The sequence below is a fragment of the Kitasatospora sp. NPDC032150 genome (assembly GCF_055579945.1).
This window is the reverse complement of the sequence record NZ_JBVIMH010000017.1, coordinates 134,467-161,353: the sequence shown is the minus strand read 5'-3', so window position 1 is coordinate 161,353 and position 26,887 is coordinate 134,467. Positions and strand designations below refer to the sequence as shown.

Below are 26,887 nucleotides of genomic sequence, written 5' to 3'. Positions count from 1 at the left end.
GCCTTGGTGTTGAGGTCCTGGGCCGCCCATTTGCCGCCCTTGGGGCGGTAGGAGTCGGTGAGGTGACCGTTGCTCTGGTTGATGCGGAAGACGTGAACGGTGCCGGCCTTGTCGGTGACAGCAGAACTGGTGAACAACGAGTAGTTCTCGGTGACCGGAGTCGCGACGTCGAGGTAGTCGCGGTCGATCCCGATCTCGACCCCGCCCCACGTCTCCTGGACGTCTCCGCTGTACTGGTGGACGCGCTGGTGGTTCGCCCACGCTCCGCTGGGCAGGATCGGGTCGTCGGTGTCGGCGACCCCGTTCCAGTTCGCGTCGAAGACGACGTCCGGCATGGCGTAGGAACCGCCCAGGTTCCGCACAAGGTCGGAGATACCGGAGGAGGAGCTGCTGTAGACCGCCGAGACATAGCCACGCGCGTGGAGCTCCTTGGTCCAGGCGGACAGGTACCCGAGCACGTTGGCACTGTAGGTCGAGTTGTAGCTCTCCATGTCCTCGTACAGGACGCTTCCGACACCCAAACCGAGGGACTGGGCCTGGTTCACCGCATCGTCGGCGGCAGCGGTTCCCTCGCTGTCCGGCGAGCTGATCTTCTCGGCCATGGCGCCCGCGTACAGAGGCATGAAATGCCAGCCGGCGGCGGCCTGCTGCTGGACCCACGAAGCGGTGAGGTTGCGCTGGCCGCACGAGCGGCTCGGGCCGCCGATGTAGATGCCGACCGCGCCGTAGGGGGAGTTGGCCAGCCAGGTGTTCATCGCATCAGACGCTGGCGCGGTGCAGGCCTCGAAGCCCTTGCCGACGTAGTTCGTCACGCTGGCGGGCAGGAAAGCGGCTGCCGCGCTGTCGGCTGGGCCGGCGTTCGCCGCCGTCGCGGTCCGGGGCCGTTTCGGGTTGCCGGTGGGCAGGGCGGCCTTGGCCAGGATTCCACTGACGAGGGACTTGTCCTCGTCATAGGTGCCGGTGACCTTGATGTCACCTGCGGCGGCGTCGAGTTCGTGCGCCACGGAGTTGTCCGTCGTCCCCTGTGCAGCTGCCGGGGTGGTTGCCGGTTCGACGAGGAGGGCCTCTGTGCGGCCGGTCAGCCGAGGCGGGCACTGCTGATCCTTGCCCGGCGTTCCGAGGTACAGCGCATGCTGGTCGAAGCGTACGCAGGTGGACGGGTTGGCGGTCAGATCGAACACCGGCCAGGAAGTGGGAATGCTGAACACGTGCCCGTGGTAGGAGAGTTGCTTGAGACGGCCCGTCGTGTCCGAGGCCGCGTGGGCGGGGCTTGCGGGCATGGCGCAGACGGCGGCTGCCAGACCACCGAGGAGCAGCGATCGCGGGTACCGGCGACGGCGCGCGGTGGCTGTGGGCACGGGTATGGGCAGAGGTGTGTGCATAATCACCGGTTTCAAGGCGGATGCGGTTTCGTCAGAGGTGTCGCGGCGCCGACTGGTCACCGACTGGACCCCATCTGGGCGGCGATGGTGCCGCTCAGTAGCCCGGGCGTAGCGCAGGCCGTGGTGCGGGAACCGGTGAGCAGAGCAGTGACTTCGACGTACGAGCAGATATGAGTCACTCCTCTTGGGCCGGAGACATCGTTGTGTCCCGTTCGATTCCTACCGGCCGGGGCCGCCACCGGAAGCAGGCTGTGGCCGTTCGACGCAGTGATCTTCCCGGGGCCCGCCCACAGACGACTAACGTTCTGTCAACGGCCTGCCGAAGCGGCTTGCCGCTATCGATCGCCAACGAAGGAGCCGAGCCTTCTGCCGTGGCGCCCCGAGTCGGCGAGCCGAGCGGAGCCGGTCTCACCAGAGCCGCAGACAGGGACATGGCAGCTAGGCAACTGATCACTAACGTGCCGCGTTGACGCCTGGCGAATTCACCACCTCCGGGTGGCGCCTGACGTTCCGACAGTCATCACTTTCGCACCCGGGTAGCGTCGGTATCTGGCGGTAGTCAAATCGACACCAAGCGTGTCTGGCGGGGTGTACCGTGGCCGCCGTAACGGGTCGCCCCGCCGGAAAGGGGCGAGCCCGGCCGGGTGTTGACGCACCGGGCCGGGCTCTACACCCGTCGAGTGGACAAGGACCACTGAAGGATGCTCAGGCATGTTATCGCGCCCTCGCGCGACTTCACGCAGATCGCCAACACGCTTGTGTGGGACGACAATCTCTCGGACGCGGCCTTTCGGCTGCTGGTACGGGCGCTGGCGCTGCCGCCCTCGCGCGCTCGCGGCACCACGGTCACCGAGCTGGCGGCCGGGCTGCCCTGCGGCCGGATCACGGCGGATCGGGCCCGCCGTCAGCTGTCCGGGGCCGGGCTGCTGCACTGCGCGCGCTGGCGCAGTGCCACCGGGCAGGTGCGGACGGAGTCGTTGATCTCCAGCGTGCCGCTCGACGAAGCCGAGGCGGAGCGGTTCTTCGCCGAGCACTTCGCCAAGGTCGGCCCGGGTGCCGGAAGGCGAGCCCCCGGCGGGGCCGCCGCGCGGGAGTCCGGCACGGCCCTCCCTGCGGGAGAAAGACTGACAGAGGGGGAGACTTCCCCCCTCCCGGTCCCGCCCGAACCGAAACCGGACTCGGGGCCCGAGGCCGGCCCGGCCGACCCGGCGATGCTCGCTGAGGCCGAGCGGGTCCTGCTGTCGCTGCGGCGCACCGACCCGAGGCTCGTGCTCGGCGCGGCCGAGGTGGGGCGCCTGCTGCCGCTGGCCGCCGAGTGGCTGGCCAGAGGCGTGAGTTCGGCAGTCATGCGACACGCCCTGACCGCCGGCCTGCCGGCCCAGCTGAAGTGCCCGTCGGCCCTGCTGCGCTGCCGCCTGCGGGACAAGATGCCCGCACCCGTACGGATCGCCTCGCTGACGTCCTGCGAGGGCTGCGACCGCGCCTTCCGCCCAGTCAACGGCGAGCAATGCTGCGGGAGTTGCCGCCAGGAATCGGCAGCGGCAGCCCCCGCCCGAGTGGCCGGGAACGGCGGCAAGCTCGGCTGGCGCGAACGGGTGGCCCTGGCCGCGCGAGGTTGACGGTCGCCCTCTCCGTCGAGTGGGAGAAGAGTCACGCGCCTCCCTGCCGGCCCTCCGCTGCCGTGCGGCTGGCGGGTTTCAGTCCGTCCAGGGTGAGGTCGAGGAGGCGTTCGGCCTGCTCCCGCTGTTCGGGCTTCGCCGAGGTGAGGGCGATGCCGGCGAGGGCGGCAAACATGTCGGTCGGGCCGATGTCCGTCCGGATCGCTTCAGCAGTGGTGCAGGCGTCCATCAGGGAGGCGATGGCGGCTTGGATCATGTTGTGACTGTGGGCGTGGGGGTTGCTCCCCGAGGCGGCCACGGCTCGCAGGGCGTCGGCCATGCCGAGTTTGGCAGTGGCGTAGTCCATGAAGAGGCGGGTCCATGCGCGAAGGGCTTCGAGGGGCGGTTTCGTCGCCAGGAGGTCCGGGACGACATCACACAGCTGGGCTACTTCGTTGCGGTAGGCCGCCTCAACCAGGGCCTCCCGTGTGGGGAAGTTGCGGTACAGGGTGGCCGTGCCCACGCCGGCTTCCCTGGCGATGCGCTCGAGGTGCGCATCCAGTCCCTCCTCCGTGAACACGCGCACTGCGGCAGCGAGGATCTTGTCCCTGTTGCGTTGTGCGTCGGCTCTCAACGGGCGTCCGGCGTCTCGAGCCATCGGTGCGTCCCTTCCTCTTCCGCTTGCTAAGTGGAGGAGCATCCACTTAATCTGCAACAAGTGGTGGCGCCTCCACTTTCACTCTAGGGCATGGCCTGGCCTGCCCGAACTCCTCCACTTGGAAGGACTGACGATCATGTCGGGAATCGAGGGCAAGGTCGTGGCGATCACCGGTGCCAGCAGCGGCATCGGCGAGGCGACCGCTCTGCTGCTTGCCGAGCGAGGCGCCAAAGTCGTCCTCGGAGCACGCCGACCGGAGCGGCTCGAAGCCCTGGGCGCCCGGATCGCAGAAGCCGGCGGCGAAGCCGCGTGGACTCGCACCGACGTCACGCTGCGCGAGGACCTGTCCGGACTCGTCGAGCTGGCGCGTGACCGGTTCGGCAAGATCGACGTCCTGGTCAGCAACGCCGGGATCGGCCTGATCTCTCCTCTGGACGACCTCCGGGTCGAGGACTGGGAGAAGATGATCGACGTCAACCTCAAAGGCGTCCTGTACGGGATCGCAGCCGCACTGCCGGTCTTCAGGGCGCAGGGCTTCGGACACTTCATCAACACCGTCTCCACGGCCGGACTGCGCATCGTCCCGCTCCAGTCGGTGTACGCCGCAACCAAGAACGCCGTGCGCACCCTTTCGGAGGGGCTGCGCCAGGAAGCCGGCGACGGCCTGCGAGTGACCGTCGTCTCACCCGGCGTCACGCGCACGGAGTTCACGGAGTCCATGGCGCCCGAGATGAAAGCCCAGATCAACGATTCAATGGGAAAGATCGCGATCCCTCCGGACGCCATCGCACGAGCCATCGCCTTCGCTATCGAACAGCCGGACAACGTGGACGTGGGCGACATCGTCGTCCGTCCTACCGCGCAAGGCTAGTGTCCTTCGCCGGAGATCCGTCGGCAGAAGCGGGCCAGGGAGTCGAGGATCTCCTCGGCTGTCTTGGCTACGAGGGGGGAGGTCCGCACGGCGATGACTCTCCTCCTGCTCCTCAGTTCTGCGGCCCGCGGGGCCTGTGATCACTCTGTATCAACGGGCGCGACTTGAGGGCGTTGTCAGGGCGGCATCTTTGCGCCTGGCGCATTGAGGAGGGGGACAAACAAGCGAGAACCGGACAAAAGTCCGAGTCGGATGGCAGGGCCCGCACCGCCCGTGGGGAACGGCGCACCGCCGCCGGGCGCGGACCGTCCGACGGTTGCCGCCGGGCGCTCTTGCGGGCCGTCGGTGACCGCACCGCCGGCCGTCGCGGACCGTCCGGTCGGCCGTCAGGACGGTCCGCGCCTCGGGGCGGTCAGAGCATCGCGGCGGCCGGCTGGACCATGCCCCGGGCGGTCTTGGCGTCGACGTACTCGCCGACGGCGGTCATCACCCATTCGCCGGAGTACTGGCGGATCAGCTTGCACATCACCACGCCGGTCTTGGGTTCGGCGTGGGTGAGGTCGAAGCGGACCAGTTCCCGGCCCGAACTGCCGTCCAGCAGGCGGCAGTAGGCGTTCTTGATGTCGGTGAACTTCTGGCCGGAGAAGGAGTTGACCACGAAGATCAGGCCGCAGACCTCCGAGGGCAGGCCCTCCAGGTGGACGGTGATCGACTCGTCGTCGCCGGTGCCCTCGCCGGTGAGGCTGTCGCCGGAGTGGGCGATGGCGCCGTCGAAGACGCTGAGCTTCATGAACCAGGCAGTGTCGATCTTGTTCCGCTGGGCGTCGTAGGCGATGCAGGAGGCGTCCAGGTCGATGTTGCGGCCCTGCTTGGCGGGCTCCCAGCCGAGGGCCATCCGGACCGAGGAGAGCATCGGCTTGCCGTTCTTCTCCAGCGAGACCGAGCCGCCCTTGACCAGGCTGACCCGGCCCTTGTCCAGGGTGACCTTGGGCAGGGCGCCCGGTGCCGGGGCGGAGGCGGCGGGCTTGGAGGAGGACACCGAGACGCCGAAGTCGGTGGCGATGCCCGCCAGGCCGTTGGCGTAGCCCTGGCCGACCGCGCGGACCTTCCAGTCGTCGCCTCGCCGGTAGATCTCGACCACCACCAGGGCGGTCTCCCGGGTGAGCCGGCGCGGGGTGAAGGTGACCAGGACCGCTCCGGTGATGGTGTCCCGCAGCGTCGCGGTCGGCTCGGTGCCGGCGAAGGTCCCCGAGGAGTCGTCCAGGCTGGCGGTGACCACGACCTTGCTGATCTCGGGCGGCAGCGCGGCGGTGTCCACGGTGATCGCGCCCGGGGTGTTGCGGGTGGCCGGGCGGTGGGTCACGCCGGGGCCCTTGGGGGCGTTGTAGAAGACGAGGTCGGCGTCCGAGCGGACCTTTCCGGCCTCGGTCAGCAGCAGCCCCGAGACGTCCAGTGCCTTCGGGGCCGTCACCTCGACCGTCACGCGGCCGGCGGTGAGCGGCGCGTTGCCGCCTGGGGTCAGGTCCGTCGGCACGGTTCTCCTCCTGAGCTGGGTGGTTGCGGCACTTCGAGCAGTCCCACAGTAGTCACATCGCCTTCGCTGACGGCCCGTGGCCCGGCCCCCGGACGGCGCCCCCGCACGGCTCGGGCGGACCGGCAGGCGGTCCTCGGACCGCGAAAAGCCTTGCCCGCCCGCGCACCGCCGGGCGAGCATGCAGGGATGCGAGCTCTTCAACGTACCGAAGCGCGGATCCGTGCCCGACTCGTCCGGGTTCGCGAATACCGGATCGATCTGGACCTCACCCGGGGCGAGGAGGTGTTCGGCAGCAGTACGGTGATCCGCTTCGGCTGTGCCGAGCCCGGCGCCGCCACCTTCCTCGACCTGCGACCCGCCGTGCTGCACCGGGTGGTGCTCAACGGCCGGGAGCTCGACCCCGCCGGTCTCGACGGGAACCGCCTCGAACTGACCTCTCTGGCGGCCGAGAACGAGCTGCTGGTCGAGGCCGAGATGCGCTACTCGCGGGTCGGCGAGGGCCTGCACCGCTTCACCGACCCGGCCGACGGGGCGGTCTACCTCTACGCGACCTGCGGCCCCGACAACGCGCCGCTGGTCTTCCCCTGCTTCGACCAGCCCGACCTCAAGGCCCCGATCCACCTGGCCGCCACCGCCCCGGCGGACTGGACGCTGGTCGCCAACGGCGCGGGGGAGCGCACGGATCCGGGGGAGCGCACGGATTCTGCGGGGCGCGCGGACGCGGACTCGGGGGAGGGCACGGCCCACTGGGAGTTCGCGCCGACCCAGCCGATCAGCACGTACCTGTTCACCGTGGTCGCCGGCCCGCTGCACTCCGTTCACTCCGAGCACGACGGGATCCCGCTCGGCCTGCACGCCCGCCGTTCGCTCGCCGCCGACCTGGACCGCGAGGCCGAGGAGATCTTCGAGGTCACCCGGGCCTCGTTCGACCGGCTGCACGAACTCTTCGACGAGCGCTACCCGTTCGGCCGCTACGACCAGGCCTTCGTGCCCGAGTTCAACTGGGGGGCGATGGAGAACCCCGGCTGCGTGGTCTTCCGCGAGGAGATGCTCTTCCACTCGGCCCCGACCGAGGCCGAACGCGAGCTGCGCGCCGTGGTGATCGCCCACGAGATGGCCCACATGTGGTTCGGTGACCTGGTTACCATGCGCTGGTGGGACGACCTGTGGCTGAACGAGTCCTTCGCCGAGTACCTCGGCTACCGGATCGCCGCCGAGTCCACCCGCTTCACCGGGGCCTGGACCAGCTTCGGCGTCAAGCGCAAGGGCTGGGGCTACGACGCCGACCAGCGAAGCAGCACCCACCCCATCGCCGCCACCGGGGTCGAGAGCCTGGCCGAGGCGATGGTCAACTTCGACGGCATCGCCTACGCCAAGGGTGCCTCCGCACTGCGGCAGCTGGTCGCCTGGCTCGGCGACGAGGCGTTCTTCGCAGGCATCAACGAGCACTTCGCCCGGCACCGCTTCGGCAACGCCGAACTCGCCGAGTTCCTGGAAGCGTTGGCGGAGAGGAGCGGCCGGGACGTGCACGGCTGGGCCGAACGCTGGCTGCGCACCAGTGGCGTGGACACCCTGCGGCTGGACGTCCGCTACGACGGGACCGACCGGGTCGCCACCGCCGAGCTGGCCTCGGGCGGCACCCGGCCGCACCGGGTCGGCATCGCGGCGTACGACCTGCGGGCGGACGGTGCCCTGGTGCTGCGGGACGGCTTCGAGGCGGAGGTCGAGCCGGGCCGGCCGGTGGCGCTGCCCAAGCTGACCGGTTCCGCGCGGGCCGACCTGCTGCTGCCCAACCACGGCGACCTCACCTGGGCCAAGTTCCGCCTGGACGAGCACTCCTGGCGCACCGTCACCGGATCGCTCTCCCGGATCGAGGACCCGCTGGTCCGCGCCGTGCTCTGGGAGAACGCGCGCGACCTGGTCCGCGACGGCGAGTCGACGCCCGCCGAGTACCTGGACCTGGTCGAAACGCAGCTGCCCGGCGAGGACCGGGACACGGTGGTCGACGCCGTCCTCACCTTCGCCCGGACGGTGCTGGTCACCGAGTACCTGGCGCCCGAGGAGCGCCCCGCCGCTGCCGCGCGCCTCGCCGCCGTGTCGCGCCGGCTGCTGGCCCGCCCCGGGATCGAGGACGGGCTGCGGGTCGCCGCGCTGCGCGGCGCGATCGAGAACGCCGTCGGCGAGGAGCAACTGGACGAGCTGGAAGCCTGGTTGGCCGACGGCTCACCGGTCGGGGAGCTGAGCTGCGAGCTGCGCTGGGCCGTCCTGGCCAGGCTGGCGGCCGAGGGTCGGGTCGACGAGGCCCGGATCGCCGCCGAGTTGGCCGCCGATCCGAGCAGCAGCGCCCGCCAGGGTGCCGCCCGGGCCGGGGCCGCCCGGCCGGAGCCGGCGGCGAAGGCGGCGGCGTGGCGGCAGTTGTTCACCGAGGGCGCGCTGTCGAACCACCTGATGACCGCCGTCGCTCAGGGGTTCTGGCAGTCGGGCGCGGACGAGCTCCGTCAGGAGTACGTCCGGCGGTACTTCGCCGAGCTGCCGGACGCGGCGCAGCGGGGGGCGACCGTGGCCAGGGTGCTCGGCCGCGCGCTGTTCCCCGCCGGGCACACCGAGCCGGAGACGGTGCGGCTGGCGGAGGAGTGCCTGGGCCGGGAGGACCTGACGCCCTCGCTGCGGCGGGTGCTCGGCGACCAGGTGGACGACCTGCTGCGGGCGGTGCGGGTGCGCTCGCGCTGAGCCCGGGTGGCCGGTGGGCCGCCGTCCGGGCGGCCCCGGCCCCGGCCCCGGGCAACCGGGGCGGTGCGCGGTGCGCCCGAGGCGGCGCGGGGCTCAGCCGAAGGCGCCGCGGACGGCGAGGGCGCGGGGCGCGTCCAGGGCGAAGGCGGAGGCGGCCCAGGTCTCCTGCGGCGGCCGGTCCGAGGCGTCGGCGGGCCGGGTGCCGCGGACGCCGAAGGTGTAGCGGCCGGGGGCGAGGTCGAGGCCGACCGGTGCGGTGAAGCGGTAGACCAGGGCACCGCGCTCCTGGGCGACCGTCACCACCGCGCCGGGGAGGCTGCTCCAGGGGGTGGTGCCGGGGAGCGCCTCGGGGCGGGCCAGCCGGAGTTCGACCTGGAGCGCGGTCACGTTCTCACCGACGGTCAGTGCCAGGGTGTGCCGGACACCGGTGGTGCCGACCGCGTCGGAACTGCCGCTTCCGGACAGCCCGCTGTCCGGCTGCGGGCTGAACCGGGGCGCCGGGCCGCCGCTCGCGGTGCCGCTCGGGCTGCCGGTGCTCGCGGTGCCGCCGGCGGGCCGGGAGGCGCCGGGCGACGGTGCGGCGGCGGAGGTCCGGCCGCCGACGGGGGCGCTCGGGGACGCCGAGGGCGTACCGGACACCGGGGCGCCAGCGGACGGGGTCAGGGTGGTCCGGGGCGCCGCCTCGGGGGTGCCGAGCGCCCTGGCCTCCGCCGACGCCGTCACGGTCGGCGTCGAACCCGGGGAGCGGGTGGCCGGCCCGGCGGCCGCGTCGGCCGCGTCCGGGCTCGGCAGCGGCGGGCTCGCCCCGACGTTGGACATCCCGGGACGCCGGCCGACGTTCTGCTGTTCGTTGAGCAGCCAGGTGGTGGCGACGCTGATCCCCAGCACCGTGGACATCGCCATGGCAGCGCCGGAGAAGCGCAGACCGGGCAGCCGGAAGCCACCGAACGGCCTGGGCCGGCCGTGCCGTCCGGAGCGTTGGCCCGCGTGCTCCAGGCCGACGGGCCCGCGCACCGGCGCGCCGCACACTGCCGCTTCGGCGCGCTGCCGCTGCTCGCGCGGCCTGTCGCGAAGCTTCGCATTCATGGTCGGACGCCCTTCCAGGTCCCCCGCCGTGTCCTCTCCACGCCTCATCCGGGCTGGATGACGAGGGTATCAGCGGCACGCCGCTGATCCGCCAGCCCCGGAACGGAACGGGCTGATGGCACTTACCGGTATGACCTGTCCGATAATTGACGAAGCGTCTGATGTGTGTTCGTGTAGGCCCGGGAGCGGGCCGGCGGCCCGGTCGGTCAACGGCCGGTTGCAACCCTCTGCAACTCTTGCCGGACGCGGCACCGTGCAGCACGCTGGCCTGAACCCCAGCCGCCTCGGAGAGATCGTCATGCCGCGCGACCCGCTGTCCGCCTCCGCCAACCCGCCGCTCGCCGCCACCCCCACGGGCGACGAGGCGGGCAGAACCACCGGTGCTCCGGCGCCGGTGGAGGAGGTCCTGACCCTGCGGATCGCGTTGGAGAAGGACCTGGTCGGCGAGGTGCGCACGCGCTTCCGGTACGACCCGCAGCGGCCGTACGAGGTGCAGCTCACCTTCCACCTGGGCCGGGCGGACGAGGCGGACTGGGTATTCTCCCGGCAACTGCTGCGAGACGGCCTCGAAGGTCTGAGCGGCCAGGGCGATGTGAAGCTCTGGCCCGCGTACTGTCCCTGCCACGGCTCGACACTCCACCTCGCGCTGGAATCCCCGCACGGCAGCGCCCTGTTGGAGATGTCCAGGGCCGCGGTGAAGTCGTGGCTGAGGCGGACGTACGCCTGCGTCTCGGAGGCGGCGGAGGCGGCGGTGGAGCCCACGGACGAGCAACTCGCCCAGCTGGTGGGCTCCTAGGGCGCCCGGCGGGTTCCGGGACGTACCCGGTGGAGGCAGCGGGGCAGGCGTCTTCGGCGGGGCAGGCCCCGGGGCGCGGGGCCGCGAACGGCCGCGCACGGTGGGCCGGTCGGCGGGTCTCCCGGCCAGGGGTGCCATGAGGCGCGGGAGTCAGCGCGTGACCGTACCGTCCGCTGCGGGCGCTTCCTCGCGCTCCTGACCCGGCAGGCGGTACGTGCCCGCGAGGAGGCCGGCGCGGAGCGCGCGTACGGCGGGGGCAGAGGAGGTCGGGAGCAGGTCGTAGGGGTCGGCGGGGCCGGCCACGGAGACGGTGGCCGAGTGGGCGATCCGGTACGGGCGGTGCTCCAGGAGGCCGCCCAAGTAGCGGCGCAGGCGGGAGATCTCCGCGCGTACGGTGACGGTGCGCGCCGGGTCGGCGAAGAGGGCTTCGGCGAGCTGGGCGGCGCTGCGCCCCTCGCGGTGGACGGCGAGCAGCAGCAGGAGCTCGGCGTGCCGCGGGCTGAGGGCGTGGGACCAGCTGCCGGCCGCGCCGGTGACCAGCAGTTTCGGATGGTCGGGATGGCTCAGGTCCAGGCGGAAGGCGGCCCGTTCGGTCTGTTCGGCGACGGCGCCGGCGGAGCCGGTGAGCGGACGGATCAGCCAGCCGCCCGCCATGGGTTCGACGGCGCACTCGCCGAGGGTGGGCAGCCAGTGGATGTCGGAGGAGCCCCAGCCGTCGGCGGGCAGTCTCAGCCGGGCGAGGGGCGGCAGGCCGAGGGTGGCGGCGGTCCAGCCGTCGTCGTCCACCACCATGGCGGGCTCGGTGACCCGGGCGAGCAGCGGGGCGGCGACGGTGCGCAGCTGGTGCAGTGCCTCCAGCTGACGGGCCCGCAGCTCGGCCTCGGCCAGCCGGGCGGCGGTGGCGGCGAGTTGGAGCAGGTACGGGGCCATGGTGCGGGCCGGTCCGCTGAGGTCGACCACTCCGGTGAGCCGTCCGGTGCGCGGGTCGTGGACCGGTGCGGCGACACAGGTCCAGGCGTGGTGGCTGCGCAGGTAGTGCTCGGTGGAGTGGACCTGCATCGGGCGGCGGACCCGCAGGGCCATGCCGATGCCGTTGGTGCCGACCGCGTCCTCGGACCAGCGGGCGCCGGCGTCGAAGCCGATCCCGTCGGCGTTGCGGCGCAGGTGGCGGGCGCCCTCCTGCCAGAGCACATGGCCCTCCGCGTCGGCGACGGCGAACAGCAGCGGGGCGCCGGTGGAGGGCAGCAGCAGGGTGGAGCGCAGCACCGGGAGCACCTCGGCGAGGTGGGTCTCGCGGCGGCGGTGCTCGACCTCGGCGGCGCTGAGCCGGTCGACGTTGCGGCCGAGCTCGGGGTCGAGGCCGAGCCGGCGAAGCCGCTCCCAGGAGTCGCCGATCTCGGGCCGGGGCAGTACCGGAGAGGTGTCGCCGGCCAGGGTGAGTTCGTGCACCCTAGCCATCTCACCAGGTGAGACCGGGCCTGCGTGGGCCGAGCCCTCGCTGTCCAGCACCGCACTCTCCCCCCGTCGAGTCGCCCTCCAGGCCGCCCGTGTGTCATGTCCCCCGGATGCCCGCACACAGGGTACGGCGGGGAGCTCGCCGGGTGGCGGGGTTGCCGGATATTTCGTATCGCGCCGTGACGGCCCGGGCCCGCGTTCCGGCGGTGGCCGCAGTCCGAGGGGTGGACCGGAGGGGGAGCGGTTCGGCGCACCGCAGACCGACCGGTCACGGGGCCCGCGGCGTCCCGCGCTCCCCGTGGCCCGGCGGTCCCGTTCACTCCGCCGGCCGGGGTTCACCCGTTCAGCGGTCGCGCGAGGGGCTGACATCCGGCGGATCATCGGTCGATCAAGGGGTTGGCGGGTGAGCCGGGACACCGGCCCGCGCCTGGTCGAGCTGGTCCGCCCAGGGCGGGTTGGCGCCGGGGACGGCGCAGGTGAGGGCGGCGACCCCGGCCGCGTACGCGCAGGCGTCGGCGGTGTCCCCTTCGGTGAGCCCGTCGAGTGCGCCGCCGAGCAGGCCCCGGCTGCCCAGGCGGTGCAGCAGCCCGGCGGTGAAGGCGTCGCCCGCGCCGACGGTGTCCACCAGCCGGACGGGGACGGCCGGGACGGTGATCCGGGTGCCGTCCAGCGAGGCCAGCGCTCCGTCCGCGCCGAGCGTGATCACCACCAGCCGGACCCCGGCCGCGTGCCACCGGTCGCAGGCCTCCTCGGGCGGGACGCCGGGGAGCAGCAGCCCGAGGTCGTCGGCGGAGAGCCGGAGCAGGTCGGCGGCTGCGCACCAGCGGTCCAGCCGCTCGCGGTAGCGGGCCGGATCCACCAGCAGCGGGCGGACGTTGGGGTCGATCGAGACGGTCGGCCGGTCCGGGGCGCGGTGGACGTGGTCGAGGAAGTCCTCGACGGCGCGGCCGCCGGGTTCGCGGATCAGCGCCAGCGAGCCGGTGTGGACGCAGGCGGTGCCGGTGAGCGGTACCGCCGCGAGTTCCTCGGGCCGCCACTGCCAGTCCGCGGTGCGTTCGGCGTGGAACGAGTACGACGCCCGGCCGTCCGGGTCGAGGTCGGCGACGGCGAGGGTGCTGGGCTCGGCGGCGCGGACGCTGAGCGAGAGGTCCACGCCGGAGGCGGTGAGACGGGAGCGGAAGAGCCGGCCGAAGGTGTCCTCGGAGAGGCGGGCGACGAAGCGGGTGGGGGTGCCGAGCCGGGACAGGCCGACGGCCGTGTTGGCGGGGCCGCCGCCCGCGTGCACCCGTAGGGTCAGCTCGCCGGGTGCGGCCGGCTCGCCGGGCGCGGGGGGCTGGACGAAGGCGTCGGCGACGCACTCGCCGAGGACGGTGATCGGCTGGACGGGCATGCTCGCGGTCTCCCTCGATCCTCCGGTTTCGTTCAGGGCGGTCGGGTGCCCGTGTGCCGCAACGACGGCGGGCGGGCGCGCGGTTCCCCGGGCGCCCGGGGTGGTGCGATCTCCGGTCAGTGATGGGCCTGGGCGGCTTCGACGTTGTCGTGGAGGTCGGCGGTGGCCTCGGCGGCGGCGAAGGTGGTGAGGGCCAGGCAGGCGGTGAGGGCCAGGGCGACGGCGGTGCGGCCCGCGGTGCGGCGGCCGCGGCGGGGCGGGGTCAGTAGGGCGGCGACCCGGCGGGGGACCGGCCCGGAGTGGGCGGCGGGGGCGAGCCGGGGCCGGTGCGGCCGGGGCGCCGCGGCGGCGGCGAGTGCGGCGCGCCCGACCGCGCGGGCGGTGAGGGCGCGGTCGCCGGTGGCCTGGGCGGCGGCTTCGTCGGCCCACCGTTCCAGCTGGTAGCCGAGCGGTGCGCGCAGCGGTCGCAGGGCGGGGTGCAGCACGGTGGCGTACTCGGTCGCCGCCAGGAAGAGGTGGTGGCGGGCGTTGAGATGGGCCTGTTCGTGGGCGACCAGGACGGCGCGCTCGGGGCCGGTGAGGGCGCGGAGCATGCCGGTGGTGACCACGACCCGGCCGGGCTCGGTGGGACGGGCGAGCGGCCCGGGCAGTGCGAAGGCGTCGGCGTGGTCGTCGTCCAGGACGGTGAGCGGCCCGAGGCGGACCGGCTCGGTGCAGTCCTGGCGGTCGGTGGAGCTGAGGTGTCCCGCGTCGGCGGCGTCGCGGGCGCGGCGCAGATCGGTGAGCTGGCGGCGGCCGGTGCGCAGCAGCAGCGCGGCGGCGGCCACCAGCAGTACGGCGGCCGCGACCGCCGGGTAGGCGGGGCCGCCGGGCAGTCGGTGCGGCGCCAGGTGGCCGAGCGCGGCGACGATCGGCAGCCGCAGCATTCCGGCGGCGGCGAGCAGGCCGAGCGAGACGGCGGTCGCCCCGGCGGTGGTGGCGGCGGTGCCGGCCAGCACCCAGGCGGCGAGGCGCGGGCTGAGCGCCTCGGCGAGGTGGCGGGCGAGCGGGACGGCGAGGAAGGGCAGCAGCAGGGGAGCCCAGACGGCGACGATCACTCGTTCTCCCCGAGGAGCTGGCGGAGCAGGCGCTCGTCCTCGGCTGAGAGGTCGGAGACGAACCGGGCGAGCACGGTGCTGCGGTCGCCCCGGTCGAGTTCGCTGCGCATCCGGCGGGCGGCGAGTCCGGCCTGGTCCTCGACGGTGGGCGTGTAGGCGAAGGCCCGCCCGGCCTTGGTGCGTTCGACCGTCCCCTTGTCGTGGAGCCTGCCGAGGATGGTGGCGATGGTGGTTCTGGCCAGCCCGTCGCCGAGGGCGCTCTGAACGTCCTGCGGGGTCAGCGGCCGCCCGGCGTTCCAGAGTGCGGCCAGCACCTGGGCTTCCAGCTCTCCGGCACTGCGACGCGACTGCGGTCCGTCGGTCATGTCGCACACCCTCCGAGTTATCGTCTACAGTCCTGTCGACCGTCTACGTCATTGTAGACATTCGGGCGCCCCTCGCGGGGCCGCGTCCCAACGTACGGGAGGTCCGCCAGTCTTGGTCCAGTCGTCCGCCCAACTCGCGGTGAACGTGCTCGACGCCTCGTCGCTGCTCTCCGCCTTCGGCGCCCTGGGTGTCGCCGTCATCCTGTTCGCCGAGACCGGTCTGCTGGTCGGCTTCTTCCTGCCCGGCGACTCGTTGCTGTTCACCGCCGGGCTGCTCTGCGTGCCCGGTGCCACCAAGGGCCCGCAACTGCACCTCGCCCAGGTGATCCCGGCCGCACTGGCAGGGGCGCTGGTCGGTGCCCAGGTCGGCTACTTCATCGGCCGCCGGGGCGGACGGGCCCTGCTCGCCCGCAGCAACCGCAGGAGCCTGCGGCAGGGCGCCGAGCGGGCCGAGGAACTGCTGGCCAAGTACGGCCACGGCAAGGCGATCGTGCTCGCGCGGTTCATCCCCGTGGTCCGCACGGTGCTCAACCCGCTCTGCGGGGTGCTCGACGTACCCGCCGGGGTCTTCGCCCGCTGGCAGGTGGCCGGCGGCGTGCTCTGGTCGGTCGGTGTGGTGCTGGCCGGGTACGGACTCGGGTCCACCGTGAGCGGTATCGACGGATATCTGCTGCCGATCATCGGTCTGGTAGTAGTTGTCTCCGTGATCCCAGTTGTCCTAGAAGTCCTTCGCGCTCGACGTTCCGGTGGTGCTGCCCAGTGAGTCCGTACTTCCTCGCCTACGACGGCAGCGGCATCGACGGTGACCTGTACACCAAGGTGATCGGCTGGGCGCACTCGTCCCCGCACTGGTTCGACCAGTTGGTGAAGGTCTGGTCGGCCGTCGGTCTCGGCCTGTTCGCAATCTTCATGATCTACGGCTGGTGGAAGGCCCGCTCGGACGACTCGGTGGTCATGGCCAGGGTGCTGGCCTCGCCGCTGGTCGTGATCGCGGCCTATGCGGTCAACTCCGGTCTCAAGGGCCTGGTCCAGGAGAACCGGCCGTGCCAGCAGATGCCCACCAGCGTCACCCTGGAGACCTGCCCGGTTCCCGGTGACTGGTCCTTCCCGAGCAACCACTCGGTGATCGCGTTCGCCACGGCCACCGCGCTGGTCTTCGCCTACCGGCGGCTGGGTTGGGCGGCCATGGTGTTCGCCGCGCTGATGGCCGCTTCGCGGGTCTGGGTCGGTGTGCACTACCCACACGACGTCGCGGTCGGCGCGTTGGTGGGTGTGGTGATCGGGATTCCGCTCGCGCTGCTGGCCGGACGGTTGGCGCCGCTGGTCGACCGGCTGCGCGGCGGGGCGCTGGCGCCGGTGCTGGGCAGCGGGCCGGCGGTGCCCGCGGTGCAGTGGCAGGGCCGCTACTGACCTTGAACCAGCGTGGTGGTTGAACCATTGCGGTGAAGGGGTGCGGGGAACTGCGCGACCAGCCCTCGACGGAGGTGCCGGGTCGCTCGCGGAGTTCCCCGCGCCCCTTGGCATTTCCCGGTGTCCTCCGGGTTTCGAGGTACGGGTGTGACGCAAGGTGCGGGTCGGTCCGCGTAGTTCCCCGCGACCCCTTGAGGGTTGGGCCGGGCAGGGACAGCATGGAGAGCCGGGTGAGGGAGGGCCCTTGCCCGGCTCAGTCGTTGCTGCCCCCGTGGTGGTGGGTGGCGAGCGGCCCGGAGGGGGATGTCCGATGGCGTACCGGCTCGAAGTCACCCAGGGCGACTGGCCCGCCGAGGAGTTGGCCAAGGGGGTCGAGGGGCTGCTGGCCGAGAGCATGGTGCTCTCCCTCGCCACCGCGTCCCCGGAGCACGGGCCGCACGCCAACCTCGCCTTCTTCGCCCATGACGAGGACCTGGTGCTCTACTTCGTCAGCGAGCGCTCCACCCGGCACAGCCGGCACCTGGCGGAGGAGGCCCGTGCCGCCGCCACGGTGTTCCTGCCCCCGCCGGCCTTCGGCGAGCAACTGCGCGGTGTCCAGCTGACCGGTGGGGCGGGCGAGGCGTGGGGCCGGCAGGCGGAGGCGGCACTGGCGGCCTACCGGCGGCGGTACCCGGCGTTCGCCCAGGACCCGGAGGTGCGGCACCAGTTCCTCACCGGCGGCGGGGCGGCGGCGCTGTACAGGTTCCAGGTGGAGCGGCTGACGGTGGTGGACGAGCCGCACTTCGGGCGGCGCAACTACCTGCGGGCCCAGGTGCTGCGCGGCTGACCGGGGCGCCGTGCCGGGTGCCGCTCTGCGTCGATGTTGGCTGTACATCTTTGGCCATGTTGTATGCAGTTGTATGTACAACTCTTCCGATCGGTTCATCTCCGCGCAGTCAGGAGGACGCCGGTCGGACATCTCGCCGCCGCAGCCTGAAGACATGAGAATCGTCGTCGTAGGAGCAGGCGTGCTCGGCACCATGCACGCCTGGCAGGCCGTCGAGCGCGGCCATGAGGTCGTCCACCTGGAGCGCGAGAGCGAGGCCCGCGGCGCCTCGGTGCGCAACTTCGGGCTGGTCTGGGTGAGCGGCCGGGCCGCCGGTGAGGAACTCGCCGTCGCCCAGCGCGCCCGCGACCTGTGGGCCGGAATCGGGGAGAAGGTGCCCGGGCTGTACTTCCGCCCCAACGGCTCGCTCACGATGATCCGCACCGAGGCCGAACTGGCCGTCGCCGAGCAGGCGTTGACCCTGCCCGACGCCGAGGAGCGCGGCTACCGCCTGCTCGACGCGGCCGAGGCGCGGGCCAAGAACCCCGCGCTGCGCGGCAAGTACCTCGGCGCGCTGTGGTGCTCCCGGGACGGCGCCGTCGAACCCCGGCTCGCCCAGCCCGCGCTGCGCGCGGCCCTGGAGGCCAGCGGCCGCTACACCTTCGTGCCCGGCCGCGAGGTCCGCGAGGTGATCGGCGAGAACGCGGTCCGCGACGACCACGGCCGGGTGCACCAGGGCGACCTGGTCATCCTCTGCACCGGCGCCTGGCTCGGCGGGCTGGTCAGGGAGCTGGCGCCCGAACTGCCGGTCCGCCGGGTGCGGCTGCAGATGATGCAGACCGACCCGCTGGACGAGCCGCTCGCCACCTCGGTGGCCGACGGCGACAGCTTCCGCTACTACCCCGCCTTCGCCGGCACCGCGCTCGACGAGCTGCGGGCCGCCCAGCCGCAGCCGCCGGTCGCCGCCGAGCACAAGATGCAGCTGCTGATGGTCCAGCGCCGGGACGGCTCCCTGACCATCGGCGACACCCACGAGTACGACCAGCCGTTCGGCTTCGACGTGGTCGAGGAGCCCTACGAGCACCTGTCCGAGGTGGCCGAGGAGCTGCTCGGCCGCCCGCTGCCGCGCATCCGCCGCCGCTGGGCCGGGGTCTACGCGCAGACCGTCGACACCACCAGGGTCGTCCACCGCGAGCAGGTCCGGGACGGCGTCTGGCTGGTCACCGGACCGGGCGGCCGCGGCATGACCTGCTCCCCCGCCATCGCCGAGACCACCGCACAGATCTGCAACCTGTAAAGGCAGTCATTCATGACCAACACTGACATCCGGCTCGTCGTCCTGGACATGGCCGGCACCACCGTGGCCGACGACGGCCTGGTCGAGCAGGCGTTCCTGGCCGCTGCCGACCGGCTCGGCGTCGAGGCCGGCACCGAGCGCCACCAGCAGATGCTGGACTACGTCCGCGCCACCATGGGCGAGTCCAAGATCTCGGTGTTCCGCCACCTGTTCGAGGACGAGGAGCGCGCCCAGCTCGCCAACGTCGCCTTCGAGACCGCCTACCACGACCTGATCGACGCCGGGCACTGCGCCGCGCTCCCCGGCGCCGCCGAGGCCATCGGGCAGCTGCGGGCCGACGGCCGCGCGGTGGCACTCACCACCGGCTTCTCCCGGGCCACCCAGGACCGCATCCTCGCCGCCCTCGGCTGGCAGGACATCGCCGACCTGACGCTCTGCCCCGCCGACGCCGGACGCGGCCGCCCGTATCCGGACATGCCGCTCACCGCGCTGCTGCGCACCCGCACCGACTCGGTCCGCCAGCTCGCGGTGGTCGGTGACACCGGCTACGACATGCTCACCGGCACCCGGTCCGGCGCGAGCGTGGTCGCCGGAGTCCTGACCGGCGCCCACCGCGAGGAGCGCCTGCGCGCCGACGGCGCCACCCATGTGCTCGGCTCGATCGCCGAGCTGCCCGCGCTGCTGGCGGGCTGAGAGCGGCACCCGCGTCCCGCCCGCCGTACCCCGGCGGGCCGGACGCGTCGCTGTGCGACCGCCCTCACCGGCGCGGCCGGGAGGTCAGCCGCGCTGCGGCCCGTACCGCCAGGCCCGGCCGTTCATCGCCAGCCAGCCGCGCCCCACGCACCACTGGCAGGTCTCCGGCACCGTGCCGCTCCCGGTGGTGGTGCCGCGCATGCCCATCCGCACCCGGTACCGCACCCCGTCGGCGCAGTAGGGGCACGTCACCTTGAACGTCACGGATCTGGTTCGCTGGTGGCCTTCGCTCATGTGCCAAGTATTCCTGCGTATCGGTCCGGGCACACGAATCCGTCCGCTGCAGGCAACGGGTGAAGGCCATTCGCGTGGCCGGTATTGACTACGGGACGGCCGGCGGTACCGTTCGCGCCGCAGTGCTCACGTCCGGGCCGCCGTCTCGGTGCGGTAGCGGCCCGGGGTGGTGCCGAACTCCCGGTCGAAGGCGTGGGAGAGGGCGTACGGGGTGCCGTAGCCGACGCGGCGGGCGATGGCGGCCAGGGGGTCCTGGGTGTCGCGGAGCAGGGCGGCGGCGAAGGTGAGGCGCCACCAGGTGAGGTAGGCCATCGGCGGGCGTCCCAGCCGGGCCGGCCGGTCCGGGGCGGACCCGGCCGGCCGGGGTGCCCGTCAGGCCGGGAGGGCCCGGATGAGGACGAGCGAACCGTTGAAGCGGGGCTGACCGCGCAGCGCGCCGTGGTGCTCGTCCCAGGCGCCGCTGAGGAGGTCGCGGCGCAGCCGGTCGGTGTACTGCTCGGCCAGGGCGGCGTCCACGAAGCTCCAGGCCGAGCACGCCTGGCGGGCGCCGGGGTCGAGCAGGCGCTCGGGGCGGGCGTAGTACGCCTCGTTGAAGCCGTCGGTGCAGTCGGCCGGGATCGGGACCGGCTGCACGGTCGCGGTGCCGCCGAGGGCCTCGGTGATGTCCCGGACCGCCGGGTAGCGCCGGGCCTCGGTGTCCAGCACCAGCGGGGCGTACTCGTACAGCCAGAAGTCGCGGACGAGCGCCGGGTCACAGGTGAGGACGACGACCGGACCGCGCGCCACCCGGCGCATCTCCCGCAACCCCGCCCCGAGGTCGCTCCACTGGTGCACGCTGAACGTGGTCATCGCGGCGTCGAACTCGCCGTCGGCGAAGGGCAGCCGCTCGGCCACGGCGTCCACGGCGGGCGGCAGGTGGGCCGGCCGCTGGGCGCGCATGGACGCCGACGGTTCGACCGCCGTCACCCGCAGTGCCTCCGACTCGTACGACCCGGCGCCGGCTCCGACGTTGACCACCGTACGGGCGTCGCCCAGAGCCCGGGAGATCGCCCCGGCGATGCGCGGGTCGGGCCGCCGGTAGTCGGCGTAGCCGGTGCCGATGGTGCCGTAGTCCGCGTCTCCCGCGCTGCCGTCCGCTCTGCGTTCGCTCATGATCCGAAACTACCTGGACCGTCAAGCGGCCTGTCGGGGGCCGGGGTTGGGCGAGCGGGCGGTGAGTTCGGCGCGGGATCGTCGGCCCGGTCGGGCCGTAGACGCGACCGGGCCGGTTGGATCTGGCGGGCCGTCAAGAGCGCGTACAGGATCACCCGACGGTGAGCCGGGAAGTCTGGTCGGCGTTCGCGCCCGACGATGTCCCTCCGGATGTGGATCCAGTTCTGCATCTCCACGGTGATCTTCGGGGGATTCTCGCTGTGGATCATCCCGTGGCCCTGATCCGGCCGGCACCGCGCCCGTACGGCGGCCGGGTGCCGTACGGGCGCGGTCGCGGCGCTCAGTCCGCCGTCAGGATCTCCGGCACCGCCCGGCGCGGGGTCGTCGGCCCGGGCGGGCCGTAGCCGAGGCGGACGACCAGCTGGACGTGCCCGGGGTCGGTGGCCGGGTCGCGCAGCGCCCAGCGGGTGTCGGGCCACTCCAGTGCCTGGTGCAGGACCGAGAGCCGGGTGCCGTGGACGGTCGCCAGCAGCCAGACGTGCTCCAGGGCCTGGCCCGCCCGCAGCCAGTGCGCGGGCAGGTCGCCGAGGGTGGCGATGGTGCACAGCTGCGGCAGCGCCTCGAAGCGCTGGGACAGCATGTTCGGTTGCGGCGGGTGGCCGGTGAAGCCGCGCATCGGGACGTGGGCGTCGTGGTCCTGCGGGCCCAGGGCGTACTGCGGGATGCCGTCGGAAGCGGAAGCGGAAGCGGAAGCGGAAGCGGAAGCGGGCACGGCCGCGGGCGCCTCCAGGTGCAGCCACTTCCTGATCTCGGCCTGGCGTGCGGGGTCGTCGGCCGTGCGCCTTTCGGCCTCCGCGGTCAGGTCGCTGACCCGGCGGACGCCGTCCTCCTCCAGCGCGGAGAAGACGGCGCCCTCGGCGCGGGCCGCCGCGATGAGCTCGCCGAGTACCGCCTCGGGCACGTCACGGTTGGCGAACGGCAGGCGGCTGGAGTGCCGGTCGGCGATGGCGGGGTACAGGTCGCGGCCGGACGGGTGCGTGGCATGGCCGAAAGCGCGGTCCAGGGCGCGCGGGGCGGTGGCGGCCCGGGAGAGGTCCAGCACGGCGAACAGGTCGGGGTCGTCGTCGTCGGGGAACAGCCGCACCACCGGCTGCCGGCCGAGGTGGCGGGCGGCGACCCGCAGGTTGAACAGGGCGGCGCCCACCGAGATGTGCAGTGCGCGGCCGTCCGGGTCACTGAGCGGAAGAGCACGTTCCCGGTCCGCGTACACCCGCAGCTCCCCGGTGCCGGGCGACCAGCCGAAGCGCCAGGGCTGGGTGTTGTGCAGCGAGGGTGCCGCGCCGCCGGCCGAGGCCAGCAGGTGCAGTTCCTCGGTCGTCAGGATCGGCTCGGTCATGATCCGTCTCTCCTTGCCCGACCAGCGGCGGTCGCTCACGACCGCCGGACTCACCGGCAACTCCACGGTAGGCCGGGCGTTCCCGCCGGCCGCAGGGCCGAAGGGCCCGTCGAGGCGGGCCGAACGGACCGGCCTGCGGGGGCCGGTCCCGCACCTCCGGATGGTCGACGCACGGGCGGGGCGCACCGGCGGCCCTCGGTTCCTGGGTTGGCAATGGCTCTGGCGCACCTGTCGGGCGACGGTGCCGATCCGTCGCGGGCACCGGTGGCCGTCAGTGCAGGGGGCGTGTGGTGTGTGCGGTGTCCTGCATGACCGTGACCTCAACGCTGCTCGGAACATCCTGGCCGCCGGACAGGCGGACAGGCTAAACGCCTCCGGAGGGCCGGTCAGGCCTGGTGCGGCAATCCCGCACCAGGCACGGCCCGTTGAACGAGGAACCCACCGGAACGCCAACGGCACGGGGCGCAAGCCCCGCACCGCAGGCGCGGCCGGAATCCCCGCGCTTCAGCACGGGGAGGATGTCAACTTGGCCGACTCCAGCCGCTCGGCGTAGGTCGTCCGATCCGGGACGGGGGTGTTGGCGACCGGGGTGCTGTCGATCACTCCAGGCGCGGCGGACTTCGTGTGAACGGCGCATGACGCGCCGTCGGGAGAATGCGCAACTTGCCCGACCGGCGGTTCGCATTCCACTACGAGAGGGGGGCTCCCCAGCCGGTTTTCCGTCCGATAGCCTCTTGACGCGCCATCAGTGGAGAAAGTAATGGGGGAGTTGGGATGAGTTTTCTCGGGGACGCCTGGGATGACGCCAAGCACCTGGCCGGCGATGTCGTCAAGGTCGGCGAGGACATCATCATGGCGCCGGCGGAGATCGCGCACTGGGCCCTCACCCAGATGTTCGGCGGCGGCGAGGCGGAGCTGCACCAGATAGCGAACGAGCTGTCCGAACTGAGCAAGCAGATGGACGGACTGGCCAAGGAGATCAGCGGCGCCCTCGGGCAGCTGACCTGGCACGGACCGGCCTGTGACGCCTTCGTCGGCTACGCGCAGGCGCGGGTGGGCGAGATGAACGCGGTCGGCGACGACTTGGCCCGGCTGGGCGCTTCGGTCGACCGCCTGGCCAACGCCTACTGAGCCGCCGGCCGGCGGCTCTCTCCAGCACAACGAGGAAAGACGGGGGTATCGGCACGACATGGCACAGGACCAGTTCGGCTACCAGATGCAGGAACTCGCCCGGATCGAGCAGGATCTGCGCTCGGCCGGCGAGCGGATGGAGCAGCTGAACCAGCGGCTCGGGCAGATCTCGCAGACGCTGGCCAGGGCGACGGCGGTCGACCTGGCGTCGAGCCAGTTCGCCGGTATACCCGGCTTCGGGATCGCCTTCCAGGTGCTCGACGACGTCAAGCAGATATCGGAGGCGACCGACCGGCTGAAGGCCGACAAGGAGAAGCTGATCGGGCAACTCGCCGACGGCGCCGAGCGGATGCGGGCGGTGAAGGCCGAGTACGAGGCGACCGAGAAGAAGATCGAGGAAGACCTCAAGAAGCACGAGCACCAGAACCCGCCGCCCACTGCTCCGAAGCCCCAGCCCGGCGGCTCGGGTGGCCACGGCGGCGGTTCCGGCGGCCGCGGGGGTGGCCACGAGGGCGGCTCGGGCAGTCATGACGGTGGCGGTTCCGGTGGCCACGACGGCGGGTCGGGCGGTCACGAGGGCGGCGGTGGCGGCGGCAGCCACGGCGCTCCCGACGGGCACGTCAGCACCGCCAGCAGGATCCCGGTCTCGGACGTCACCTACGGCGGTGCCGGGTCGTGGAAGAGCGGCAAGGCGGCCACCGAGGACTACATCAACCAGGCGCTGGACAAGATGGGCATCACCGACCCGCAGGCCCGGGCCAACTGGATGCGCGGCATGCTCACCATCGCCGAGCGCGAGTCCACCTACAACCTGCCGACCTCCCAGGTGAACACGGGCGACAGCAACGCCCACGGCTCGCGGATGCCCGACGGCGCACCCGCCGGCTCCTCCCGTGGCGGCTGGCAGTGCGTACCGGGCACCTTCGCCGCGTACCACCAGCCCGGGACGTCGACCGATATCTACGACCCGGTCGCCAACTGCTGCGCGTCCATGAACTACGTCATGGACACCTACCACGTCTCCCGTGACGGCTCGAACCTGTCCCACAACGTCCAGCAGGCCGACCCGGGCCGCCGGCCGAAGGGGTACTGAGCGCCGCCCGCGCGGCAGCGCGGCGACCGGTGCCTAACCGGCCGCCGCGCCCAGTCGCGTCCCGTCGAACCCCTCAGGCCCGCCCCGCACACCCGAGGAAGAGCCATTCCCGTGTCCCGCACCACCCTTGCCGCGGCGAGTGCCGCGCTGCTCGTCGTACTCGGCTCGCTGACCGCCTGCGACCCCTCCGCCGACCCGTCCGCCTCCGCGAGCAGCGCGGCCCCGGCGCCGGCCGGGAGCGCCGCGAACTCGCCCGCGGCCGCGCCCTCCGGCAAGACCGCGCCCGCACCGTCGCAGAACACCGGCGCCGGCACGGCGGACGGCGTACCGGCCTCGGCCTGGACGCCCTCGAACGGCATCCCGATGGCGGCGCAGTACCACTGGGGTTCGCTGGCCGCTGCCGCGAAGGCCGTCAGCAACCCGAAGTTCGAGTTCGAGCAGCTCTGCCTGACGCCCCGCGACCCGTCGAACGACCTCGCGGACTGGAAGGGCCCCGCCGCCCAGGCGATCCTCAACTCCGGTCAGAACTCCGCCGATTGGCAGGTCCAGCAGACGATCGTCCACTTCCCCGGGACCAGCAGCGGCGGGGCGCAGATGGCACACGCCCTCTTCCGCGGGCTCGCGGACGAGCTGAACGGCTGCGGCAAGAGCGCCAAGGGCGCGACCGCGAAGGTGACCAGCACCGGCGGCGACGCCGGCAACAGCGACCTGGCCGCGACCGTCACCGTCCTGGAGTCGGGCGGCGGCAGCTACACCCTGCACCAGTACCTGTCGCTGACCGGCCGGACGGTGACCGAGCTGGCGCTCTGGTCGGACCACCCCACCCACCCGTGGCCGGCGCCGGCGGACGCCGTGGTGCTCAAGTCGCTCGAAGCGCCGCTCTGTTCGGCCTTCAAGGACTGCTGATGCCGGACCGCCGCCGCCGGGTGGGCCCTTCCCCCGGCGGCGGTCGCGTCAGAGCCGAGCTCAGCGTACTGCGCCGGTACCGGAGTTGGGCCGGCGACCAGGGCCCGGCCCGGCGGCTCAGCCGCAGTCCGGGGTGAGCGAGCCCACCCGGCGGCCGTCCAGCTCGTGGTCGCCGTAGCCGGAGACCTCCTGCTCCTCGCCCGCGAAGTGCGCCTTGTCGTTGAGCCGGACGATGCAGCCGAAGCCGTCGGGAACGGGGTTGCGGACCGAGTGCGGGTGGATGGCCGGAGCTATGTCGTCCAGCTCGCGGAGGTCGAAGCCGTTCCTGGTCACGTGCGCGTCCTCGGCGAGGAGCACCCGGCCGGTCTGGTGCGGCCCTTCGAAAAGGCAGAAGTAGCCCTTTCGGCACTGCGCGGCGCCGTCCGCCGGGGTGTCGGCGTGGCCGGCCGGAGCGGTGGTGAGGGTGAGGCCGATTGCTGACATGGCCACGACAGCAAGGCGGGCGGCGCGGTGGTGCATGTGAACTCCGTTCGTCGGGAATGCGCACTCGTGGTGTCCGGGTGGCAACCCAACGCTACCCCGCGAATGCTCCCTGTACGGAGCTTTTTGACGCGATCCGTGCGCCCGATGAGGCCGGAGAGCACAGAGGGGCTGACGGGAACCTGTTGTCCCGTCAACCCCTCTGGCCGTGACCGTCAGGTGGTGCTCAGTGGCTGCCGCGGAGGTTGAGCACCACCACGCCGATGATGATCAGCGCGATGCCCAACCACTGGGCGCGGCCCAGCTGTTCGCCGAAGGCGACGACGCCGATGGCGGCGACGGCCGCGGTGCCGGCGCCGGACCAGACCGCGTACGCGACCGAGACCGGGATGTGCTTCAGCGCCCGGCCCAGCAGCAGGAAGGAGAGCGCGTAGCCGATGCCCACACCGATGCTGGGCCAGAGCTTGGTGAAGCCCTCGGTGAGCTTGAGGCAACTGGTGGCGCAGACCTCGCTGGTGATGGCGAGGGCCAGCAGCAGGTAGGACGGCATCACGCGGGCCGGATGGCGAGCCGACCCAGCAGTGCCAGGTCGGCCTGCTCCAAGCTCTCCAGCAGGGTGATCCGCTCGGCGGCCGCGATCGGCACGGTGGAAGGTACGGCCAGCACGTTGCAGCCCGCCGCGTGGGCGGAGGCGACACCGGTCGGGGTGTCCTCGACGGCCACGCAGGCGGCCGGGTCCAGGCCGAGCCGGTCGGCGGCGGCGAGGTAGGGGGCCGGGTCGGGCTTGGTGCGCTCGGTGTCCTCGGCGGCCAGGGTGATGGTGAACCACTCGCGGCCGAGCGAGGAGAGCACCAGGTCGACCACCCGGCGCGGCGAGGCGGAGACCAGTGCGGTGGGCACGGCCGCGTCCCGCAGCTCGGTCAGCAGGGCCAGTGCGCCCGGCCGCGGGACGATCTCGGCGGCGACCTTGCTGGTGAACAGCTCGTCGAGCTGTGCCGCGAGCTCGGCCTCGGCGCGGTCGGTCCCGCTGGTGCGGTGCAGGTGTGCGGCGGTGTGCTCGACCGGGCGGCCGAGCACCTCGGGTATGTCCTCGTCGGTGAGGGTGAGCTCCAGCTCGGCGGCGAGTTCGGCGGTGGCCTGCCACCAGAGGTGCTCGGTGTCGACCAGGGTGCCGTCCATGTCGAACAGGACGGCGGCCGGGCCGGGGCAGGAAGGGGAGTCAGGCATGGCGGTACCTTCGGTGTTCATGAGAAGCAACGTTCGATGAG

General features: G+C 72.7%; 26 protein-coding genes and 1 pseudogene. 12 read left to right on the top strand and 15 right to left on the bottom strand.

Annotated elements, in window-relative coordinates; translation table 11 throughout:
• A partial coding sequence (locus tag ACZ5ON_RS21395) for a DUF1906 domain-containing protein (protein WP_465594812.1) occupies positions 1-1,442 on the bottom strand: 1,442 nt, incomplete at its 3' end.
• A gap of 641 nt (positions 1,443-2,083) precedes the next feature.
• Here ACZ5ON_RS21395 and ACZ5ON_RS21390 point away from each other — a divergent pair.
• Positions 2,084-3,001 (top strand): hypothetical protein, encoded by a 918-nt coding sequence (locus tag ACZ5ON_RS21390; protein WP_465594809.1) that lies wholly within the window; start codon positions 2,084-2,086, stop codon positions 2,999-3,001.
• A gap of 31 nt (positions 3,002-3,032) precedes the next feature.
• Here the strand turns inward: ACZ5ON_RS21390 and ACZ5ON_RS21385 are convergent, their stop codons facing one another.
• Positions 3,033-3,638 (bottom strand): TetR/AcrR family transcriptional regulator, encoded by a 606-nt coding sequence (locus tag ACZ5ON_RS21385; protein ID WP_465594806.1) that lies wholly within the window; start codon positions 3,636-3,638, stop codon positions 3,033-3,035.
• Between the two features lie 136 nt (positions 3,639-3,774).
• Here ACZ5ON_RS21385 and ACZ5ON_RS21380 point away from each other — a divergent pair, with 136 nt between their 5' ends.
• The gene (locus tag ACZ5ON_RS21380; protein WP_465594803.1) at positions 3,775-4,509 is read left to right on the top strand and encodes an SDR family oxidoreductase; all 735 of its coding nucleotides are present in this window, start codon (positions 3,775-3,777) and stop codon (positions 4,507-4,509) included.
• 412 nt (positions 4,510-4,921) lie between these two features.
• Here the strand turns inward: ACZ5ON_RS21380 and ACZ5ON_RS21375 are convergent, their stop codons facing one another.
• The gene (locus ACZ5ON_RS21375; protein WP_465594824.1) at positions 4,922-6,031 is read right to left on the bottom strand and encodes a TerD family protein; all 1,110 of its coding nucleotides are present in this window, start codon (positions 6,029-6,031) and stop codon (positions 4,922-4,924) included.
• 198 nt (positions 6,032-6,229) lie between these two features.
• Here ACZ5ON_RS21375 and pepN point away from each other — a divergent pair, with 198 nt between their 5' ends.
• Complete coding sequence (gene pepN / locus ACZ5ON_RS21370) at positions 6,230-8,773, top strand: aminopeptidase N (protein ID WP_465594800.1); 2,544 nt, start codon at positions 6,230-6,232, stop codon at positions 8,771-8,773.
• A gap of 93 nt (positions 8,774-8,866) precedes the next feature.
• Here the strand turns inward: pepN and ACZ5ON_RS21365 are convergent, their stop codons facing one another.
• Positions 8,867-9,859 carry a hypothetical protein gene (locus ACZ5ON_RS21365; protein WP_465594797.1) on the bottom strand — a complete coding sequence of 331 codons (993 nt, stop codon included), beginning with the start codon at positions 9,857-9,859 and terminating at the stop codon, positions 8,867-8,869.
• A gap of 298 nt (positions 9,860-10,157) precedes the next feature.
• Between ACZ5ON_RS21365 and ACZ5ON_RS21360 the strand changes: the two genes are divergently transcribed.
• Complete coding sequence (locus tag ACZ5ON_RS21360; protein WP_465594794.1) at positions 10,158-10,655, top strand: SsgA family sporulation/cell division regulator; 498 nt, start codon at positions 10,158-10,160, stop codon at positions 10,653-10,655.
• 150 nt (positions 10,656-10,805) lie between these two features.
• Here ACZ5ON_RS21360 and ACZ5ON_RS21355 read toward each other — a convergent pair whose 3' ends face one another.
• The 4 genes from ACZ5ON_RS21355 to ACZ5ON_RS21340 all read right to left on the bottom strand — a co-directional run bounded on the left by ACZ5ON_RS21355 (position 10,806) and on the right by ACZ5ON_RS21340 (position 14,962).
• Positions 10,806-12,113, bottom strand: coding sequence for a helix-turn-helix domain-containing protein (locus ACZ5ON_RS21355; protein WP_465594791.1), 1,308 nt, complete (start codon positions 12,111-12,113; stop codon positions 10,806-10,808).
• A gap of 385 nt (positions 12,114-12,498) precedes the next feature.
• A complete protein-coding gene (locus ACZ5ON_RS21350) occupies positions 12,499-13,500 on the bottom strand; it encodes a carbohydrate kinase family protein (RefSeq protein WP_465594788.1) in 1,002 nt (333 codons plus the stop codon).
• Positions 13,501-13,616: 116 nt separating this feature from the next.
• Positions 13,617-14,597, bottom strand: a complete 981-nt coding sequence (locus ACZ5ON_RS21345) for a M48 family metalloprotease (protein ID WP_465594785.1) — start codon at positions 14,595-14,597, stop codon at positions 13,617-13,619.
• Positions 14,594-14,962, bottom strand: a complete 369-nt coding sequence (locus tag ACZ5ON_RS21340; protein WP_465594782.1) for a BlaI/MecI/CopY family transcriptional regulator — start codon at positions 14,960-14,962, stop codon at positions 14,594-14,596. Before ACZ5ON_RS21340 ends, ACZ5ON_RS21345 begins: the two co-directional genes overlap by 4 nt.
• A gap of 112 nt (positions 14,963-15,074) precedes the next feature.
• On the opposite strand from ACZ5ON_RS21340, the gene ACZ5ON_RS21335 reads away from it, so the two are divergent.
• From ACZ5ON_RS21335 to ACZ5ON_RS21315, 5 genes are all read left to right on the top strand, one after another.
• Positions 15,075-15,725 carry a DedA family protein gene (locus ACZ5ON_RS21335; protein ID WP_465594779.1) on the top strand — a complete coding sequence of 217 codons (651 nt, stop codon included), beginning with the start codon at positions 15,075-15,077 and terminating at the stop codon, positions 15,723-15,725.
• Positions 15,722-16,372, top strand: a complete 651-nt coding sequence (locus tag ACZ5ON_RS21330) for a phosphatase PAP2 family protein (RefSeq protein WP_465594776.1) — start codon at positions 15,722-15,724, stop codon at positions 16,370-16,372. Before ACZ5ON_RS21335 ends, ACZ5ON_RS21330 begins: the two co-directional genes overlap by 4 nt.
• A 310-nt stretch (positions 16,373-16,682) precedes the next feature.
• A complete protein-coding gene (locus ACZ5ON_RS21325) occupies positions 16,683-17,198 on the top strand; it encodes a pyridoxamine 5'-phosphate oxidase family protein (RefSeq protein ID WP_465594773.1) in 516 nt (171 codons plus the stop codon).
• Between the two features lie 154 nt (positions 17,199-17,352).
• Positions 17,353-18,474 (top strand): TIGR03364 family FAD-dependent oxidoreductase, encoded by a 1,122-nt coding sequence (locus ACZ5ON_RS21320; RefSeq protein WP_465594770.1) that lies wholly within the window; start codon positions 17,353-17,355, stop codon positions 18,472-18,474.
• Between the two features lie 12 nt (positions 18,475-18,486).
• Positions 18,487-19,167 carry a phosphonatase-like hydrolase gene (locus ACZ5ON_RS21315; protein ID WP_465594767.1) on the top strand — a complete coding sequence of 227 codons (681 nt, stop codon included), beginning with the start codon at positions 18,487-18,489 and terminating at the stop codon, positions 19,165-19,167.
• A gap of 84 nt (positions 19,168-19,251) precedes the next feature.
• Here the strand turns inward: ACZ5ON_RS21315 and ACZ5ON_RS21310 are convergent, their stop codons facing one another.
• The 4 genes and pseudogenes from ACZ5ON_RS21310 to ACZ5ON_RS21295 form a co-directional block, all read right to left on the bottom strand.
• Positions 19,252-19,461, bottom strand: coding sequence for a hypothetical protein (locus ACZ5ON_RS21310; protein WP_465594764.1), 210 nt, complete (start codon positions 19,459-19,461; stop codon positions 19,252-19,254).
• A gap of 126 nt (positions 19,462-19,587) precedes the next feature.
• Positions 19,588-19,794 (bottom strand): annotated as a pseudogene (locus ACZ5ON_RS21305) (helix-turn-helix transcriptional regulator); the annotation flags it as partial.
• Between the two features lie 39 nt (positions 19,795-19,833).
• Positions 19,834-20,613, bottom strand: coding sequence for a class I SAM-dependent methyltransferase (locus ACZ5ON_RS21300; protein WP_465594761.1), 780 nt, complete (start codon positions 20,611-20,613; stop codon positions 19,834-19,836).
• 340 nt (positions 20,614-20,953) lie between these two features.
• Positions 20,954-22,009 carry an Acg family FMN-binding oxidoreductase gene (locus tag ACZ5ON_RS21295; protein WP_465594758.1) on the bottom strand — a complete coding sequence of 352 codons (1,056 nt, stop codon included), beginning with the start codon at positions 22,007-22,009 and terminating at the stop codon, positions 20,954-20,956.
• A gap of 774 nt (positions 22,010-22,783) precedes the next feature.
• Between ACZ5ON_RS21295 and ACZ5ON_RS21290 the strand changes: the two genes are divergently transcribed.
• The 3 genes from ACZ5ON_RS21290 to ACZ5ON_RS21280 all read left to right on the top strand — a co-directional run bounded on the left by ACZ5ON_RS21290 (position 22,784) and on the right by ACZ5ON_RS21280 (position 25,139).
• A complete protein-coding gene (locus tag ACZ5ON_RS21290) occupies positions 22,784-23,140 on the top strand; it encodes a WXG100 family type VII secretion target (RefSeq protein WP_465594755.1) in 357 nt (118 codons plus the stop codon).
• Between the two features lie 58 nt (positions 23,141-23,198).
• Positions 23,199-24,233: a hypothetical protein gene (locus ACZ5ON_RS21285; RefSeq protein WP_465594752.1), complete on the top strand. Its 1,035-nt coding sequence runs from the start codon at positions 23,199-23,201 to the stop codon at positions 24,231-24,233.
• 111 nt (positions 24,234-24,344) lie between these two features.
• Positions 24,345-25,139 (top strand): hypothetical protein, encoded by a 795-nt coding sequence (locus ACZ5ON_RS21280; protein WP_465594749.1) that lies wholly within the window; start codon positions 24,345-24,347, stop codon positions 25,137-25,139.
• Between the two features lie 117 nt (positions 25,140-25,256).
• Here ACZ5ON_RS21280 and ACZ5ON_RS21275 read toward each other — a convergent pair whose 3' ends face one another.
• The 3 genes from ACZ5ON_RS21275 to ACZ5ON_RS21265 all read right to left on the bottom strand — a co-directional run bounded on the left by ACZ5ON_RS21275 (position 25,257) and on the right by ACZ5ON_RS21265 (position 26,846).
• Positions 25,257-25,622 (bottom strand): peptidase inhibitor family I36 protein, encoded by a 366-nt coding sequence (locus tag ACZ5ON_RS21275; RefSeq protein ID WP_465594746.1) that lies wholly within the window; start codon positions 25,620-25,622, stop codon positions 25,257-25,259.
• Positions 25,623-25,845: 223 nt separating this feature from the next.
• Complete coding sequence (locus ACZ5ON_RS21270; protein ID WP_465594821.1) at positions 25,846-26,169, bottom strand: DMT family transporter; 324 nt, start codon at positions 26,167-26,169, stop codon at positions 25,846-25,848.
• Positions 26,169-26,846, bottom strand: coding sequence for an HAD family hydrolase (locus tag ACZ5ON_RS21265; RefSeq protein ID WP_465594743.1), 678 nt, complete (start codon positions 26,844-26,846; stop codon positions 26,169-26,171). Before ACZ5ON_RS21265 ends, ACZ5ON_RS21270 begins: the two co-directional genes overlap by 1 nt.
• Between the last annotated feature and the right edge of the window lie 41 nt (positions 26,847-26,887).